Consider the following 16,024-nt stretch of genomic DNA (forward strand, 5'->3'; position numbering starts at 1 on the left):
TGACCCTGAACCGTACCTTCACAAGCTTTTCCAGAAATAAATCTTTTGTCCCTCTTGCTATTTTCAGGAACAAAGGTTAAATTGTTGCCATACTATAATTCTTAGTAAAGCAATCAGAAAAGGAGGTTTGGGGATGGCATCCGAATTCACCAAGCTGTTTGATGACTGGTCCAAAACCTATGACGATACAGTGGCGGGCACTGATCCGGAGTACCGGGAGGTGTTTGCCCATTATGAGGACATTCTTCAGTCCGTCGCGGACAAAGCAGAGGGCCTGATCCTGGAATTCGGGGTGGGGACCGGCAATCTGTCGGAGCGGATTCTCCGCCAAGGCAAGGAATTGATCGGATATGAACCGTCAGGGGAAATGAGGAAAATCTCGGTACAGAAGCTGCCCGGACTGACTGTCTTCGAAGGGGACTTCATCGATTTCCCGGTTACCGAACGGTCGCCAGATACGATCGTGAGCACCTATGCCTTCCATCACCTGACCGATGAAGATAAACGAACTGCGATCTCCCGTTATCACGAACTGCTCAGTGCGCAGGGGAAAATCGTGTTTGCAGATACGGTGTTTGCCGATGAAGAGGCGAAAGAGAAGATGATCCGGGATGCCTCGGACAAAAACTATACCCGCCTGGCGCAGGATCTGAAGACCGAATACTACACGACCATCCCGGTCCTGACCGGATTTTTCGAAGAAATCGGCTTCGATGTTGAATTTACCCGGAAGAACGGCTTTGTCTGGCTGATCGAGGCAGTAAAAAAGAGCTGACGCCAGCCTGCAGAATCCCAAAGACCATCGCAGAAAGGAGGATCCAAATGAATGTCGCAAAGAATGTCCACGAGCTCATCGGGAATACCCCGCTGGTGGAAATCAATTCGTTCCCGCTGCCGGACGGCGTGAGGCTGTTTGCCAAGCTGGAATTCATGAATCCGGGCGGCAGCGTCAAAGACCGCCTCGGACAGTATCTGCTCCGTCAGGCTTTCAGGGAAGGGAAGCTGGAAAAGGGCGGCACGGTCATCGAGCCGACCGCCGGTAATACCGGGATCGGCCTCGCAATAGCCGCCATCCGCTACGGTGTCCGCGCCATCTTCGTGGTACCCGAGAAGTTCAGCGTGGAAAAGCAGACACTCATGCGGGCACTCGGGGCTGAAGTGATCAATACCCCGACTGAACTCGGAATGGAGGGCGCCATCGCCAAGACCGGGGAGCTGCTTAAAGAAATCCCCGGATCCTATTGTCCGGGGCAGTTCCAGAACGCCTCCAACCCTGAGACTTACTACGAAAGTCTGGGGCCTGAACTGGTGGAGGGCCTGGACGGCAAAATCGATGTCTTTGTCGCGGGAGCCGGGTCCGGAGGGACGTTTACCGGCACGTCGAAGTATCTGAAGGACCGTCTCGGAAATGTGAAATGCGTCATCGTCGAACCGGAAGGCTCCATCCTGAATGGCGGCCCGTCGCATTCCCACAAAACGGAGGGAATCGGCATGGATTTCCTTCCGCCGTTCATCGATCGGGGGCTGTTTGACGCGATCCACACCATTTCGGACGAGGAGGCGTTTTCCCGATTGAGGGAAGCCGCAAGAAACGAAGGGCTACTCGTCGGCAGTTCTTCCGGGGCGGCCCTTGCCGCCAGCTTGAAAGAGGCGGCCATAGCACGCCCCGGAATGAATATCGTCACCATTTTCCCGGACAGCAGCGAACGCTATATCAGCAGCGGAATATATGAAGAGGTGATTAAACATGAGGAAGAAAACGCAGTTAATTCATGGCGGAGTTAGCCGGGACCCTTATACCGGAGCAGTCTCGATCCCGATCTACCAGGCCAGCACGTTCAAGCAGGATGGAGTCGGCAACTTCAAGTACGAATACGCGCGCACGGGCAATCCGACAAGGGAAGCACTGGAACAGCTGATCGCTGATCTGGAAGGCGGCGCGCGGGGGTTCGCTTTTGCATCAGGGATGGCGGCCATCACGGCAACCGTCCAGCTGTTCAGGTCCGGGGACCATCTCCTCGTGACAGATGATGTTTACGGCGGGACATTCCGGGTGATGGACAAGATCTTCAGCCGTTTCGGAATTGAAGTATCGTTCGTCGATACAAGTGACCCGGAAACGGTCAGACAGGCAATCCGTCCGGAAACCAGGGCGATCTTCGTGGAAACCCCGACCAATCCGCTCCTGAAAGTGACGGACCTGGCGGCCATTTCCGGAATCGCAAAAGAAAACGGACTGAAAGTGATTGTCGACAACACATTCAGCACCCCGTATTGGCAGAATCCGATCGAGCACGGCGCGGACATTGTCCTGCACAGCGCGACCAAGTATCTGGGCGGGCACAGCGACGTCGTCGCGGGGCTTGTCGTCGCGAAAGACGAACAGCTTGGAGAAGAGCTGCACTTTGTCCAGAACTCCACCGGAGGGGTGCTGGCACCCCATGACAGCTGGCTGCTGATCCGGGGCATCAAGACGCTCGGCATCCGGATGGAGGAGATCGAGCAAAACACCGCACAGGTCGTGCGCTTCCTTACGGAACATGAGGCAGTCGGGAAGGTATACTACCCGGGGCTGACGGACCATCCGGGCCACGATGTGCATCAAAAACAGGCGGGCGGATTCGGCGGAATGGTTTCCTTTACGGTTGAGAGCCAGGAAAAGGCGCTGTCGCTGCTGGAAAAGGTCCGCTACTTCACGCTGGCAGAGAGCCTGGGAGCGGTCGAGAGCCTGATTTCCATCCCTGCCCTCATGACGCATGCTTCCATTCCTGTGGAGCGCCGCCATGAGCTGGGCATCGAGGATGGGCTGGTCCGGATCTCAGTCGGCCTGGAAGATCCCCTGGACCTGATCGAAGACCTGGAGCAGGCAATGGCCACCAGCGAAATCCATGTGTGAGTGAACAAAACAGCGGAGACCCTCCCCGGAGCGGTCTCCGCTGTTTGTATGATGGTCCGCCAACCGGGGCAGGTTGAAGTGGTATACTGGGACTATTCAATTCAGCAGACAAAGGGGTATGGACATGGACAACATGATTGCAACCGACTTGGACCGCGTCCGCGCGGATTTTGAAACGAGCGAATTTTTCCGGCATCTCGGCCTTCGGATCACCAGGCTGGATGAAGAGGATGTCGAACTGTACCTTCCATATAAAAAGGAGCTGGATAATGTCCAGAGCACGGTGCATGGAGGCGTTTATATGAGCGTTCTCGATACGATGATGGGTCTGAAAATCCGCCAGATGGGCTTTGAAGCTCCTGTGACGATCCAGATGCAGACCCAGTTCCTCAAGCCGCTCATCGGGGAATCCATGACCGCGCGCGCGGCACTGATCAACCAAAACCGGAGTACCGTCCTGATGGAAGGAAAACTGTATAACCAGGCAGGGGAGATGATCGGCTATGCCACTGCCACATTCAAAGTATCCACGACAAGGAAGTGATGTATATGAAAACGATTCTGCTCACGGGCTTTGAACCGTTTCTCGACTATCCTGTGAATCCGACGATGCGGATTGCGGAAGAGCTGGACGGGACCACAGTCGGAGACTATCAGATTTGCACCCGCATCCTGCCGGTCGACTTTGCCAAGGCGTCCGCCAGGCTGATCGGGGTCATCCGCGAAGTGGAACCGGACGTCACGGTTTCCCTCGGGCTGGCTGCCGGCCGGTACAAAATCACTCCTGAACGGATTGCAGTGAACGTGAAGGACGGGGCGGCAGACAATGAGGGGCACAGTCCGGTGGACGAGCCGATTGAAGAAGAGGCGGCAGACGCCTACTTCTCGACGCTTCCTGTCCGCGGCATGGCCGATGCACTGCTTGAAGCCGGTCTCCCGGCTGAAATCTCCAACACAGCCGGCACGTATTTGTGCAACAACGTCATGTACGCCGGGCTTCACTACGCCAAAACGGAGAAACCGAAAATGAAGTCCGGCTTTATTCATATTCCTGCATCGCACGAACTGGCCATCCGTCACGGGAAAATCCCGAGCTGGAGCCACGGGGACCTGTTGCGGGGAGTCAGGATCTGCCTGGAGGTTATTGCAGGGGTATCAAAGGTTGAATGAGGCTTGCAGCCGTATCTTTCATCATCTTGAATACCCGTTTTGGCTGGCTCATACAAATTGTTACCCACATGGCGCACCACCGCGGACAGCTTCATTCGATGCTTGTGCGGATGGGAAAAGACCCCGGTATCCAATTGTTTGAATAGCAAGAAGCGGCGTTCCCCGATCAGTGGGGAATGCCGCTTTTTTCAACCATTCACTTTGCTTCCGGGAGCAGTCTGTGCAGCGGAGATCACGATCGTTATTGCTGAACCAAGCGGACGAGAAGATGGGCGAGTGTGTGCTGCTGTTCTTTGTCGGCGACTTTCCACAGCTGCTGGAGCAGATGCTCCTCGCGGTTCCGGGGTTCTTCATGTTTCATGAGGTAATTGGCGACCATTTCGGCACCTTTTGCAAGCTGTTCTTCGCTCATTCCCATCTTTTCGCCTTTATCCACCTTGTGCGAGAGGAATTGCTTGAAGCGGTTAAAGTTCTCGAGAATCTGGTCTTTTTCCTCGTTATCGTAATCCTGCATCTGGTTTTCAATCTGATTCTTGAATTGGTCCATGAAGGGGCTCCTTTCAGATTTCAGTCTTCTAATCAGTATTTCCCGGTCCTGACCAACTCAAACTCTCGTATGATGCAGAATGAGAGTTATAGTGTTCTGACGTCCCGGAATGCTGTCCCGTGCCTTTTTTCCGTGTCTGAAAGTCATGAAAGTCTGTTCCCGACAATGGAATTACAAAATCTGTTATGACTAAACTACCATTTTTAACAGAATGATAAAAACCTTTTGAATATTTATTCCTCCTATTCTACAATGAACCTATTATTCCGATGGATAGAGAAGGAGGGAATCAATCATGAAGGTTGGAAGCGTTTACACCGAGGGGCAGGCTGTTCCGAAGGAGGAGCGGCAGAAAGCGCCGGACCGAAAGGCGGATGTTGACTTTGTACGGGTCGCAGAAAGCAGCAGGTTCAGGACGCTGCTGGAGAAGAAAAAGAAGTTCGTCTTGCCATTGACGATTTTCTTTATGGTGTTCTACTTTGCCTTGCCGATCCTGACATCGTATACAAATGTACTGGAGAGGCCTGCGATTGGTGACATATCCTGGGCCTGGATCTATGCGGTCGCCCAGTTCATCATGACGTGGGTTCTTTGCACGGTGTACGTCAGGAAGTTCCATAAATTCGACAAGGACGCGGATGAAATTATCGAGACAGAGATCAAGGGGGGATAAGCTTGAGCACAACAGTCATAGTCCTGTTTTTATCTATTGTACTTCTTACATTGTTCATCACGTGGTGGGCAGCCAAGCGCACGACCACCGCGGGCGAGTTCTACACGGCCGGCGGGGGACTCACCGGCTGGCAAAACGGCCTTGCCATAGCGGGTGACTACTTGTCCGCCGCTTCATTCCTCGGGATTGCCGGGATGATCGCACTTTTCGGTTTTGACGGATTCTTTTATTCCATCGGCTTCCTGATCGCGTATCTTGTCGTGATGTTCCTGGTGGCGGAACCGCTCCGGAACCTCGGGAAGTATACGCTGGCTGATATGATCAATTCCCGCTTCGACGCGAAAAAGGTTCGTGCGGCTGCGGCTTTCAGCACGATCACCATCGTCATTTTCTATATGATTGCACAGCTTGTCGGCGCAGGTGCGCTGATTCAGCTTCTGTTCGGAATTCCTTACTGGATCGCCGTACTCATTGTCGGTGTCATGATGACCATCTATGTCCTGTTCGGCGGCATGACGGCAACAAGCTGGGTACAGATCGTCAAGGCGGTCCTGCTCATGCTCGGTACCGTCGTAATCGCGGTGCTCGTCTTTGCCCGCTTTGACTTCAGCATCATGACGATGTTCAGCGAGGTCAAGACGGCCACCGCACACGGTGAAGCGTTCCTGCAGCCGGGCCTGAAGTATACGGTACCGCTTGATACGATTTCACTCATGCTGGCACTGGTCCTCGGGACAGCAGGCCTGCCGCATATCCTGATGCGCTTCTTCACGGTCAAGGATGCCAAAACGGCGCGCAGCTCCGTTGTCACCGCGACTTGGATCGTCGGGATCTTCTATATCCTGACCATCTTCCTCGGCTTTGGTGCGGCAGCGTTTGTCGGCCATGAGGCCATCGTGGCGGCAAACTCTGCCGGAAACATGGCCGCACCGCTTCTAGCGGAAGCGCTCGGCGGGGACCTGCTGATGTCATTCGTCTCGGCCGTGGCATTCGCAACGATCCTTGCAGTAGTGGCCGGCCTTGTCCTGACGGGTGCCTCGGCATTCGCGCATGACATCTATGGCCAGATCATCAAAAAGGGACAAGCCACCCAGCAGCAGGAGATGAAGGCTGCCCGCCAGGCATCCCTCTGGGTATCGGTCTTCTCGATTCTCCTGGCGCTTGGCGCACAGTCACTGAATGTGGCCTTCCTCGTGTCGCTGGCTTTCTGCGTGGCGGCCAGCGCGAACCTTCCGGTCATCCTGTACACGATCTACTGGAAGCGGTTCAACACAACGGGTGCCCTCACGGCGATGCTGTTCGGCCTTGTCTCGGCACTTGTGCTCGTGGCAGTGAGCCCGAACGTCCTGTCGCCGGAAGCCGGTGCCGCGATGTTCGTCGGCGAGCCGCTCTTCCCGCTGACGAACCCGGCGATCGTCTCCGTGCCGCTCGGTTTCCTCGGCGGCTGGCTCGGAACCGTCCTTTCGAAAGAAGCGGACGCACGCCGCTTTGCAGAGGTGTCGGTACGCGCGAACACCGGATACCGTGAATAACACCATACAAAACAAGCCGCTCCCGCCGGAAAATCCGGCAGGAGCGGCTTTTATCTTTGCGATTGTGAAAATAGGGAGCAGCGGACCGGACCGAAGAGGTCAGGCAATGAAATCTTCCTCCGGAACTTCTTCCGGCTGTTTTCTCATGTAGTAGCGGCCCTTGGTCGCAATCGCGAGCACGACAGTCAGGATAGCGGCAAGGATGGCCGCGAAGAACGCTGCGGTGCTGGCGAGGAACTCTCCCATGAAGCCGAGGGCGGCGATGGTGCCGAGGACACTCGCGACAATCAGGGAAACGGTTCCGACCGGGTTCCACTTATACAGGTATTGCTGACGGGCCTCGTAGTAGAGCGGCCCGATTTTCAGCATCTTCTTCACGATGAGCGCATCGGCGACAAGCACCGCTGCCCAGGCGAGAAGGAAGACGCCCTGGAATGTCATGACGGCACCAAGATGGTCCACAATGCCGCCAAGCATAAGTACGATGGCAAGGATGCCTGCCACGACCACCCAGAAACGGCGGCCGGGGGTGAAGCGGAACATGTTCTCGAAGAAGTTCGAGAGCGACAGTGAAGCACTGTAGATGTTCGTCACGTTAATGCGGAGTTGGGTCAGCATTGTGAAGAGCGCGCCCCCGAGTCCGAGAAGCGTGACGATATAGACACCCGGGTTGGCTTCGCCGAGGCGGACGCCGAACCAGATGCCGAGGCCGCCCATGACGCCGAAGCAGAAAATCTGAGGGACGAATCCGATGATGATGGATCCCTTTTTGATGTCCTTCGGCTTCAGGAAGCGGGTGTAGTCAGATGCAAGCAGGGCGGTGAGCCCCATGATGCCGTGGTGCATCCCAATGCACGCGAGAAGCGCTGTGCCGCCGACCTGGACGCCATCCGGCATATATGTCCAGAACGAGCCTTCATAAACGGAAGGGGTAAAGAAGGAGAATGCGATCGCTGCGACCAGGAAGATGAAGAAGATCGGAAGCGACCATTTCTGCAGCTTGTCCAGCTGCTTGATGCCAAACCAGTTCAGTGGGATGACAATCGTCCCAAAGAATACGATGAGCACCCATTCGGGGATGGAAGGGAAGAAGGTGTAGACGGCGGCGACCAGGATCAGTCCTTCAAACGCAACGTACAGGATAAAGTTTGATGCGTAAATCAGGGATGTGAGCGAGGCGCCGATATAGCCGAATCCGCCGCCCCGTGACATCAGGTTGACGTTCATGCCGGATTTCGCCGAGAAATAGGCGATGAAGGAACCGAGGATGCCGGCGACGATAATCGCGTAGGCTGAGGAAATCAGGGCGTTGATGGCGCCGAACTGCAGGGCCATGACACTGCCCATCTGGAAGTAGAAAATCGCAGTGGCGATTCCGAATGTGATATTCGTGATGCTCAGCCATCCCATTTTCCGTTCGGAACGGGGGACGCGGTCCAATGAATAGTCGTCAGTATGTGCTTCTTGTGCCGTTGTCTGCTTGTCTACGGACACTGAAGTCATTGAATCACTCCTTATTCTGTTTGAGTTATGGATTTGGGTAAGACCACTCTCCCTATGTGATGATTTTCACAATCTGCAACTTGTCTAGCATAACAAATATTTTGCATATCGGCAAGCTGTCCTAAATCAGAACACGGCAAGGAAGCGGATTCCCTGCCGTGTTATCGATCAGATTTAATTACAGTGCCTTCAGCATGCCGCCGTCGATGACGATGGACTGGCCGGTGAGATACGTGTTGGCGCCGGAGGCGAGGAAAACGACGGCACGGGCGAATTCGTCCGGCTGACCGTAGCGTCCGATCGGGATTCCCTGTTTGGCTTTTTCAGTGACTTCTTCCTGTGAAACGCCGATGTTCTGGGCTCTCGCACTGTCCAATTCAATGATCCGGTCTGTTTTAATCCGGCCGGGACCGATTGTATTCACCAGGATATTGGATGCGGCATACTCGCGGGCAAGGGATTTCGACAGCCCGACCATGCCGGCGCGGAATGTGTTGGACAGGATCAGGCCGTCGATCACTTCCTTTGTGGAAGACGAGGAGATATTGATGATCCGCCCCCAGTTGTTTTCCTGCATGCCCGGCAGGACTTCGCGGATGGTGCGCGTATAGCTCAGCAGGTTCTGTCCGAATGCCCGGATCCAGTCTTCATCCTGCACATCGGCAAATCCGCCGGCCTTCGGTCCGCCGGTGTTGTTGATGAGAACATCAATCCCGCCGAACGTTTCACGCACTTTACGGAAGAGGCCGGAAATCTCTTCTTCTCGCGACATGTCGCACGGGTGGAAATGGATATTGTCATTCCCGGATTCCCGCTTCAGTTCCCCGGCTGTCTGCTCAAGAGATTCAGGGCTCCTGCTCGTCAGGAAGACGGCTGCCCCTTCATTTGCAAACTCCAATGCGATAGCCCGGCCAAGCCCTTTGCTGGAAGCCATGACCAGCACATGTTTGTCCTTAAGTTTAAGATCCATGAAATTTCCTCCTTTATCCCCGATAACCCGATTGTACCGGAAAGCGGCCGTTTCAGTCAGGATTCGTTCCATTTCGTCAGGACTGCCTTGAGCGGCGGGGGGAGGAGGAGTAAGATGAAAGGAAGTGATTTAACAAAGCGGGGTGACCGGTGTCCATGAAAAAAATCGTTCAGCTCGCGCTGATCTTCCTGTTTTATTTCTTCGGGGTGCAGGTCAAAGAATGGCTCAGTTTGCCGATCCCCGGCAGCATCATCGGACTTCTTCTGCTGCTCGTGTTCATCATCGTGTTCAAAAACCTTCCGGTGAATGCCCATGCAGACGGTGCATCCGTCCTGATCCGCAATTTCACGCTGTTCTTCATCCCGACCACGGTCGCCATCATCCTGTACCTGGACCTGTTCAGGACGTGGAATGCGATATCGTTTGTGACGGTGCTCGCGAGCACGCTTCTCACAATCGTCCTGACTGCCTGGGCGGTTGAACGGTCAATCGGGAAGGGGGAAGCATGATGAACACCGCGATTATCTACCTGTTCGGCGCGCTGCTGACGCTTGGTACATACGCAATCGGAATCTATCTTTACAAACGGTACAAAAAGACTTGGCTGCAGCCGATGATCGTAGCGACTGTCCTGATCGGGGCGTTGCTGCTATTGGCGGACATTCCGTACGAGACCTATATGAAGGGGGGCGAACTGTGGAATTGGCTTCTTGGGCCTGCAGTTGTTGCGCTTGCTTATCCGCTTTACTTTAATCTGCCGATGGTGAAGAAGTACTTCGGCCCGATTCTTCTCGGCGTGTTTGGCGGAGGGCTGTTCGGCCTCTTCAGCGGCTACCTGCTGACGAAGTGGCTCGGCGCAGATGCAGCAGTGGCCACTTCGACGATCCCGAAAAATGCCACGACGCCGATTGCGATTGAATTGTCCGAGATGGTCGGCGGCATCCCGTCGCTTACCGTCGTCTATGTCATGATCGCCGGCATCGGCGGGGCGGTCCTCGGCATTCCAATTCTCGACAAGATGGGCATCCGCCATCCGGTCGCCCGGGGTCTCAGTGTCGGCATCGGCTCACACGGATTCGGCACCGCGAAACTCTTCGAGACGAGCGATCAGGAAGGCTCCGTGAGCACGGTCGCCTATATCCTGACCGCGATACTGATTACAGCTGTTTGCACGCTGTTTTTCAGGTGAACAGCATAAAAAGCTCCATTCCGTCATCATCCGGAATGGAGCTTTTCTCTGTTGCAGTGCCCGGGAGTCAGAAAGCTCCTGATCCTCCGCCTCCGCCTCCCGTTCCTCCGCCTGAACTGTGCGAGGATGCGGAGGCCGAATACGCGGCGTGTTCACCTGCGACGGCAAAGGAGCGGTTCATGATCAGCGGGTCATAGGCGAATACGGCAGGCGACGGATCAGAGGCAGGCTGCCGTGTTTTTGCGAATCGGGCAAATGGCAGGTCGATGTCTTTGTTTTTCGTGCCGATGGCATAAATGTATCCCCTCAGCCGGTCTTCGCGCGGCATGGAGGTCCATTCTTCGGCTCCCGCATTCTTGAACTGTCCGGTAAAGGCCTGCCACTGCTCGCGGAGCAGATGGCCTTTTTCACTGAGCGGCCGGTAGAACGCGGCTCCGATCAGTGCGGCCAGTGCCAGCGGGATGGCAACGGCCAGATGGATCCAGGCTTCCCCGATGCCAAAGTAGATGGCTGTGCCGGCGAGGATGCTGCCGGTGAGGACGAGAAGGACGGATGTGCCGGGACGGGATTTTTTCAGACCGGCTTCTTTGAGCTCACGCGAGACGGTGCCGCTCCATTCCGCAACCCTGTTAAAGTACTCTCCGGCCTGCTCATCATCTTCGGTCCGTCTTTTTAGTTCTTCCAGGTCGAAGCCTCCGGTGCCGTCACCGAAGCTGTCGAAAAGGAAAGAACGGAAGATTTCTTCATGCTGATGTTCCGGCGCCATGTCAGTCTCCTCGAACCGGGTTTCGGATACTTGCACTACCTGGCCCTTCCGGATGAGGTCGAGAAGCGCGGCAGAAAGGCGTTCCGCTCCGGTGTCAATGGCGGGGGACATGAACTGCATGGCGGCCGGCATGCTGATAATCTCTTCGGGTGTCCTGAAGCCCGAAGCCTCGGCTTTATGCCGTGCTTCCGCCGATTTTCTGCGCGAGAGGTTCCATTCTCTCCAGAAAACACCGAGGAGGAGAAGGAAGGCTGCGGGAATGACGATGTTCCCGGCCAGGACAGCATTCCGGTTCCGTGCTTCCGCAGCTTTCTGCTCATCGGCAAGCCGTGTCCGTTCATCGGCAATCGTGTCGCGGATGGTCCCGGGAACAGGATTCAGGGAAGGGAACAGGGAGGCATCGAAGACGACACGGATATCCCCGTTTTTCCCCGAGTCGACATGGCCCATGTTAAAGCGGGCTGTGCCATCCGGCTCGGCTGATCCGGTACCCGCAGCCTCATCATAACCGATCAGTTCCGTTGCGGAAGACGGTTCCGGCGGTGCGACGGTGATCGTCATGTTGCCGTAATCCGATTCATTGCGGTCATCGAAAAACGGCCAGTAGAATTCTGCCCCGTCCTCATAAAGGGTCACCGCATCTTCAATTGCATACCGGAGTTCAACCGTTACGGTTTCGTCATTGCCTCCGCGAAATACTTTGTACACATTCCCGTCTTTCTCAATGCGGAGCGGCTGTCCGTCCTCCGATGCACTGAAACCGGAAATGGCGGTGCCCTCTTTTGGGATGAGCATCCGGGTCACCCCATTGAAATTACCATCAAACTGGTAAGTGTGGGATTCGGTCACGCTGACCGTTCCATTTTTGTCTGTTATGGCTTCGATCCTGCTATCCGTAATTTCGAAGTCAACAGCCAATGCGGCCGCCGGAAACAGGAACAGCAGAAGCGTCGCCATCAGGATGGTTCTGATCAGTCTGGTCATCACACCGCCTCCGTTTCAGTTCGGTTATCTGTTTATACGGAACAGGCAGCGCACAGGTTTCAGGTGCGGCTGAATTGCGGCTGATTGATCAGGAATATTCCGTCAATCTGAACATTCTCCTCTGTTCGACTTGTTTGCGCTTTCTTTCTACTGCTATAATGGCTTCAATCGATAGTTCCAAAGAACGGCTGACAAAAAGGGGGATTTTGTATGAAGAAGAAAAAATGGACGGCACTCGCGGCAGGAACCATGCTGAGTGCAATGGTGCTTGCTGCATGCGGCAGTGATGACGGCGGTTCTGCCGGGGGAGAAGGAGAAGGCGGGGGAGATTCGGAAAGTCTTGATACCCGGATCGTGACGATTGCAACCGGCGGTGCATCCGGCCCTTACAACATCATCGGAACCACGCTGGCAAGCGAGTATTCAGACGCATACGGCGTCAACTCAAAGCCGCAGACAACGGGCGCTTCCGTTGAAAATATCAACCTGATCAAGGAAGGCAAGGTAGAGATGGCATTTGTGATGAGTGATGTCCTCACGGAAGCGGTGGACGGCACCGGCAACTTCAGCGAACCGGTCGACCAGGTCCAGCAAATTGCCGCGCTCTATCCGAACTTTGTTCAGATTGTGACCACGGCGGACTCGGGCATTGAAACGGTGGATGACCTGAAGGGCAAGCGTGTGGCGGTCGGTGACCAGAACTCGGGTGTCGAAGTGAATGCCCGCAACTTGCTGGAAGGACACGGAATCACCTACGACGATATTGAAGTCGACTACCTTGGCTATGCCGAGGCGGCTGACGGCCTGCGTTCCGGACAGATTGACGCGGCATTCCTGACAAGCGGCCTTCCGAATTCCTCGGTTCTTGAGCTGTCGAAGAGCCTGGATCTGAGCATGGTCTCCGTCGATCCGGCAAAAGTGGAAGAGATCGCAGAAGAACAGCCATATTTCATCTCTATGGAAATCCCGGCGGATACATACGGCAATGAAGAAGCCGTTCCGACTGCAGCCATCATGAACGCCCTTGTCGTATCGTCCGAGCTGTCGGAAGACGACGTCTATAAACTGACACAGGAATTCTTCGATAGTCTGGAATCACTTGAGAACTCCCACCAGGCGGCTTCCGACATTTCTCTGGAGGGAGCACAGGAAGGCATGGTCGCACCTGTCCATCCGGGAGCGCAAAAGTACTATGACGAGCAATGAAATCCAAAAGCTTCATCTTCGGGGGCATAGCGGTCGTTATGCTCCTTCTTTCTCTTTCAATACGCGTTTCCGCCATCCGTGTCACCACAGATGGCTGGCAGGAGGACATTCCCGCCGACCGGTTTGAAGTCGGCTGGATCCACTCTGTGGAAAAAGAGCCGTGGTTTGAGACCTATGAAGTGCGTGACGGGAAGCTCTATCTCACGGAAACCCGGTTTAAGACATTCGGGGCAGGCGTTCCATCGGACGGGGAAATCATTCCGTCGGATGATGGCTTTGTCCATATGGCTCTTGAGCAGGAAATCGGAGAACTGACTATTTCAACATCTGCCAACGTCCGGACGACCCTATACACGGAAAAAGGCGACCGTCCTCTTTATGATCCCGGAGGGGAACGGTGGACGGTCAGAATCACACATCATCAGGTGCCGCTTTGGCGGCTGATCGGAGGTGCCCATCATGAGCGAAACTGAGAAAAAAGGAATTGCCGCGGAAACGGAGTTTCTGGATGAACAAAAGCAGGAAGCGCTGTTGGAGAAATTTGATGCAGATTCCAGGACACGGAAAATCAGCAAACGGACGGTTGTGCTGTTTATTTCGATTGTCGCCATTTTGTATTCGGTTTTTCACCTGTACACGACGTTTAATCCGATACCGGCGCTGCAGCAGCGCGCGGTACACGTGGCAGTCGGGATCGGGCTGATCTTTCTGCTTTACCCGATGACCAAAAAGCAGAGCCGCAGCCGGGTTCCCTGGCTGGACTGGCTGCTGTTCATCGGGGCCATTGCGACTGCCGGCTATCTGATTTCGCAATACACGGCCATTGTGACGACGAGGGGAGGAATCCCGAACACGGCAGACATCGTCATGGCCGTCGTGACGGTCCTGCTTGTTCTGGAGGCGGCACGACGGGTAACCGGCTGGATTCTGCCTGTGCTCGCACTGATTTTCCTTGCTTATCCATTCTTCAGCCATATGCCATGGGTACCGATCAGCATGGCAACCCGGCCGTTTGATCTGGGAGACATCTTCGGTCAACTTTACCTGAAGACGGAAGGGCTTTACTCGACGGCCATCGGTGCTTCCGTGAATTTCATCTTCCTGTTCATCTTGTTCGGCGCCTTCCTGGCCAAATCCGGGATGGGTCAGTTGTTTAATGACTTGGCGCTCGCTCTGGCGGGCCACAAACAGGGCGGGCCGGCGAAAGTCGCCGTCATTTCCAGCGGCTTCATGGGCAGCATCAACGGCGCAGCCGTGGCGAACGTTGTCGGGACCGGCGCATTTACCATTCCGATGATGAAGAAAATCGGCTACTCGAAGAACTTTTCGGGAGCGGTTGAAGCGAGCGCGTCTGTCGGCGGGCAGATCCTGCCTCCGATCATGGGCGCGAGTGCATTCATCATGGCCGAAACGACCGGCGTCGAGTACGGAACCATCGCTCTCGCCGCACTGATCCCGGCTCTCCTTTACTTCCTGGGCGTCATCATGCAGGTCCACTTCCGTGCGGGCCGCAGGGGGCTGAAGGGAATTCCAAAGGCGGACCTGCCACGCGTGAAAGAAGTGCTGAAGGAAAGAGGGCACTTGCTGCTGCCGATCCTGATTCTCATCTTCCTGCTGTACCGGGGAGTCCCGGTCGGCCAGACGGCGATTTATACCATCGTTGCGACGGTCATCATCGCGGCGATCCGGAAAGAGACCCGGATGGGCTTCAGGGATATTCTTGCTGCGCTTGACAGCGGTGCCCGGCAGTCGCTTTCGGTCATGGTTGCCTGTGCGGTGGTCGGCATTATCATCGGTGTCGTCAGCCTGACCAGCTTCGGGAATGTGATGACTTCTTCCATCGCAAGCCTAGGAGCAGGCTCCCTGTTCCTGACCCTGTTCTTCACCATGCTGGCATCAATGGTTCTCGGGATGGGGCTTCCGTCGATTCCGGCTTATATCATCACTGCGACAATGGCGGCGCCGGCTCTTGCGGAATTCGACATTCCGATCATCGTTGCGCATCTGTTCGTGTTCTACTTCGGGATCTTTGCCAATATCACACCGCCTGTGGCGCTGGCTGCCTTTGCGGGAGCCGGGATTTCCGGCGGGGATCCGATGAAGACGGGTTTCCATGCCCTGAAGCTTTCTTCGGCCGGTTTCCTCATCCCTTATCTGTTTGTCTATAATCCGGCCATGCTGATGCTGGATACGGAAGGCATCGCCACGAATGCAAGGGAGTTCGGGATGGCTGCTCCGGTTGATATCCTGCTGATCACGGCAACAGCAGTGATCGGGATCACCGCTTTAAGCGCCGCTATTGAGGGTTATTTCCGGACAGATATGAATCTGATTTTCCGGATTCTGCTCGGGGCAGGGGCCATCGGGATGATTATCCCGGAAACCTATTCCGATGTGATCGGCATCGTGATTGTCGGTGCGATCTTCGTCGTGAACTTCCTGAAAGAACGGCGGGAAAGCAGCCCGGCCACAGCCTGAGAATAGAAAATCAGTCATTTAGATCAGAGTTCCCCGAAACCGTTTGTCCGACCCGGGCATAACGGTTCCGGGGATTTTTCGTATGCTCCCTCACTAAAGCGCTGAACATT

16 protein-coding genes are annotated in these 16,024 nt (G+C 55.2%); 12 read left to right on the top strand and 4 right to left on the bottom strand.

Features of this window, described 5'->3' with window-relative positions; genetic code table 11:
• Window positions 1-133 precede the first annotated feature (133 nt).
• The 5 genes from C772_RS00280 to pcp all read left to right on the top strand — a co-directional run bounded on the left by C772_RS00280 (window position 134) and on the right by pcp (window position 4,066).
• Window positions 134-775, top strand: coding sequence for a class I SAM-dependent DNA methyltransferase (locus C772_RS00280; RefSeq protein ID WP_008296462.1), 642 nt, complete (start codon window positions 134-136; stop codon window positions 773-775).
• A gap of 47 nt (window positions 776-822) precedes the next feature.
• Window positions 823-1,785, top strand: a complete 963-nt coding sequence (locus tag C772_RS00285; RefSeq protein ID WP_008296463.1) for a PLP-dependent cysteine synthase family protein — start codon at window positions 823-825, stop codon at window positions 1,783-1,785.
• Entirely contained in the window at window positions 1,748-2,896 is a 1,149-nt protein-coding gene (locus tag C772_RS00290; protein ID WP_008296465.1) for a bifunctional cystathionine gamma-lyase/homocysteine desulfhydrase, read from the top strand. The genes C772_RS00285 and C772_RS00290 overlap by 38 nt, the downstream gene beginning before the upstream one ends.
• A gap of 124 nt (window positions 2,897-3,020) precedes the next feature.
• Window positions 3,021-3,440 carry a PaaI family thioesterase gene (locus C772_RS00295; RefSeq protein WP_152419654.1) on the top strand — a complete coding sequence of 140 codons (420 nt, stop codon included), beginning with the start codon at window positions 3,021-3,023 and terminating at the stop codon, window positions 3,438-3,440.
• Window positions 3,441-3,445: 5 nt separating this feature from the next.
• Window positions 3,446-4,066, top strand: coding sequence for a pyroglutamyl-peptidase I (pcp, locus tag C772_RS00300; RefSeq protein WP_008296467.1), 621 nt, complete (start codon window positions 3,446-3,448; stop codon window positions 4,064-4,066).
• Window positions 4,067-4,307: 241 nt separating this feature from the next.
• Here pcp and C772_RS00305 read toward each other — a convergent pair whose 3' ends face one another.
• A complete protein-coding gene (locus C772_RS00305) occupies window positions 4,308-4,613 on the bottom strand; it encodes a DUF3243 domain-containing protein (protein ID WP_008296469.1) in 306 nt (101 codons plus the stop codon).
• 295 nt (window positions 4,614-4,908) lie between these two features.
• Here C772_RS00305 and C772_RS00310 point away from each other — a divergent pair, with 295 nt between their 5' ends.
• Together C772_RS00310 and C772_RS00315 are read left to right on the top strand one after the other, a co-directional pair.
• Window positions 4,909-5,286 (top strand): DUF485 domain-containing protein, encoded by a 378-nt coding sequence (locus C772_RS00310; RefSeq protein WP_008296470.1) that lies wholly within the window; start codon window positions 4,909-4,911, stop codon window positions 5,284-5,286.
• Between the two features lie 2 nt (window positions 5,287-5,288).
• The gene (locus tag C772_RS00315; protein ID WP_008296471.1) at window positions 5,289-6,818 is read left to right on the top strand and encodes a solute symporter family protein; all 1,530 of its coding nucleotides are present in this window, start codon (window positions 5,289-5,291) and stop codon (window positions 6,816-6,818) included.
• 99 nt (window positions 6,819-6,917) lie between these two features.
• Here C772_RS00315 and C772_RS00320 read toward each other — a convergent pair whose 3' ends face one another.
• Window positions 6,918-8,321 carry a purine-cytosine permease family protein gene (locus tag C772_RS00320; RefSeq protein WP_008296472.1) on the bottom strand — a complete coding sequence of 468 codons (1,404 nt, stop codon included), beginning with the start codon at window positions 8,319-8,321 and terminating at the stop codon, window positions 6,918-6,920.
• A 178-nt stretch (window positions 8,322-8,499) separates the two neighbouring features.
• On the bottom strand, window positions 8,500-9,291 hold the full coding sequence (locus tag C772_RS00325; RefSeq protein WP_008296473.1) for an SDR family oxidoreductase: 792 nt from the start codon (window positions 9,289-9,291) through the stop codon (window positions 8,500-8,502).
• 155 nt (window positions 9,292-9,446) lie between these two features.
• Between C772_RS00325 and C772_RS00330 the strand changes: the two genes are divergently transcribed.
• Window positions 9,447-9,800 (top strand): CidA/LrgA family protein, encoded by a 354-nt coding sequence (locus C772_RS00330; protein ID WP_008296474.1) that lies wholly within the window; start codon window positions 9,447-9,449, stop codon window positions 9,798-9,800.
• Window positions 9,800-10,480, top strand: a complete 681-nt coding sequence (locus tag C772_RS00335; protein WP_008296475.1) for an LrgB family protein — start codon at window positions 9,800-9,802, stop codon at window positions 10,478-10,480. The genes C772_RS00330 and C772_RS00335 overlap by 1 nt, the downstream gene beginning before the upstream one ends.
• 67 nt (window positions 10,481-10,547) lie before the next feature.
• Here C772_RS00335 and C772_RS00340 read toward each other — a convergent pair whose 3' ends face one another.
• The gene (locus tag C772_RS00340) at window positions 10,548-12,230 is read right to left on the bottom strand and encodes a DUF2207 domain-containing protein (RefSeq protein ID WP_008296476.1); all 1,683 of its coding nucleotides are present in this window, start codon (window positions 12,228-12,230) and stop codon (window positions 10,548-10,550) included.
• A 210-nt stretch (window positions 12,231-12,440) separates the two neighbouring features.
• Between C772_RS00340 and C772_RS00345 the strand changes: the two genes are divergently transcribed.
• The 3 genes from C772_RS00345 to C772_RS00355 are packed head-to-tail and all read left to right on the top strand — an operon-like array spanning window position 12,441 to window position 15,914.
• Entirely contained in the window at window positions 12,441-13,436 is a 996-nt protein-coding gene (locus C772_RS00345) for a TAXI family TRAP transporter solute-binding subunit (RefSeq protein ID WP_008296478.1), read from the top strand.
• Window positions 13,433-13,909 (top strand): DUF1850 domain-containing protein, encoded by a 477-nt coding sequence (locus C772_RS00350; protein WP_008296479.1) that lies wholly within the window; start codon window positions 13,433-13,435, stop codon window positions 13,907-13,909. Before C772_RS00345 ends, C772_RS00350 begins: the two co-directional genes overlap by 4 nt.
• Window positions 13,896-15,914, top strand: coding sequence for a TRAP transporter permease (locus C772_RS00355; protein ID WP_008296480.1), 2,019 nt, complete (start codon window positions 13,896-13,898; stop codon window positions 15,912-15,914). The genes C772_RS00350 and C772_RS00355 overlap by 14 nt, the downstream gene beginning before the upstream one ends.
• Window positions 15,915-16,024: the final 110 nt, after the last annotated feature.

It is taken from the genome of Bhargavaea cecembensis DSE10, assembly GCF_000348905.1.
Lineage (GTDB): Bacteria > Bacillota > Bacilli > Bacillales_A > Planococcaceae > Bhargavaea > Bhargavaea cecembensis.

Excerpts from the sequence above, each read along its gene's own strand:
- C772_RS00280 (WP_008296462.1), top strand. The coding sequence starts at position 134 with ATGGCATCCGAATTCACCAAGCTGTTTGATGACTGGTCCAAAACCTAT.
- C772_RS00285 (WP_008296463.1), top strand. The coding sequence starts at position 823 with ATGAATGTCGCAAAGAATGTCCACGAGCTCATCGGGAATACCCCGCTG.
- C772_RS00290 (WP_008296465.1), top strand. The coding sequence starts at position 1,748 with ATGAGGAAGAAAACGCAGTTAATTCATGGCGGAGTTAGCCGGGACCCT.
- C772_RS00295 (WP_152419654.1), top strand. The coding sequence starts at position 3,021 with ATGGACAACATGATTGCAACCGACTTGGACCGCGTCCGCGCGGATTTT.
- pcp (WP_008296467.1), top strand. The coding sequence starts at position 3,446 with ATGAAAACGATTCTGCTCACGGGCTTTGAACCGTTTCTCGACTATCCT.
- C772_RS00305 (WP_008296469.1), bottom strand. The coding sequence starts at position 4,613 with ATGGACCAATTCAAGAATCAGATTGAAAACCAGATGCAGGATTACGAT.
- C772_RS00310 (WP_008296470.1), top strand. The coding sequence starts at position 4,909 with ATGAAGGTTGGAAGCGTTTACACCGAGGGGCAGGCTGTTCCGAAGGAG.
- C772_RS00320 (WP_008296472.1), bottom strand. The coding sequence starts at position 8,321 with ATGACTTCAGTGTCCGTAGACAAGCAGACAACGGCACAAGAAGCACAT.
- C772_RS00325 (WP_008296473.1), bottom strand. The coding sequence starts at position 9,291 with ATGGATCTTAAACTTAAGGACAAACATGTGCTGGTCATGGCTTCCAGC.
- C772_RS00330 (WP_008296474.1), top strand. The coding sequence starts at position 9,447 with ATGAAAAAAATCGTTCAGCTCGCGCTGATCTTCCTGTTTTATTTCTTC.
- C772_RS00335 (WP_008296475.1), top strand. The coding sequence starts at position 9,800 with ATGAACACCGCGATTATCTACCTGTTCGGCGCGCTGCTGACGCTTGGT.
- C772_RS00340 (WP_008296476.1), bottom strand. The coding sequence starts at position 12,230 with ATGACCAGACTGATCAGAACCATCCTGATGGCGACGCTTCTGCTGTTC.
- C772_RS00345 (WP_008296478.1), top strand. The coding sequence starts at position 12,441 with ATGAAGAAGAAAAAATGGACGGCACTCGCGGCAGGAACCATGCTGAGT.
- C772_RS00350 (WP_008296479.1), top strand. The coding sequence starts at position 13,433 with ATGAAATCCAAAAGCTTCATCTTCGGGGGCATAGCGGTCGTTATGCTC.
- C772_RS00355 (WP_008296480.1), top strand. The coding sequence starts at position 13,896 with ATGAGCGAAACTGAGAAAAAAGGAATTGCCGCGGAAACGGAGTTTCTG.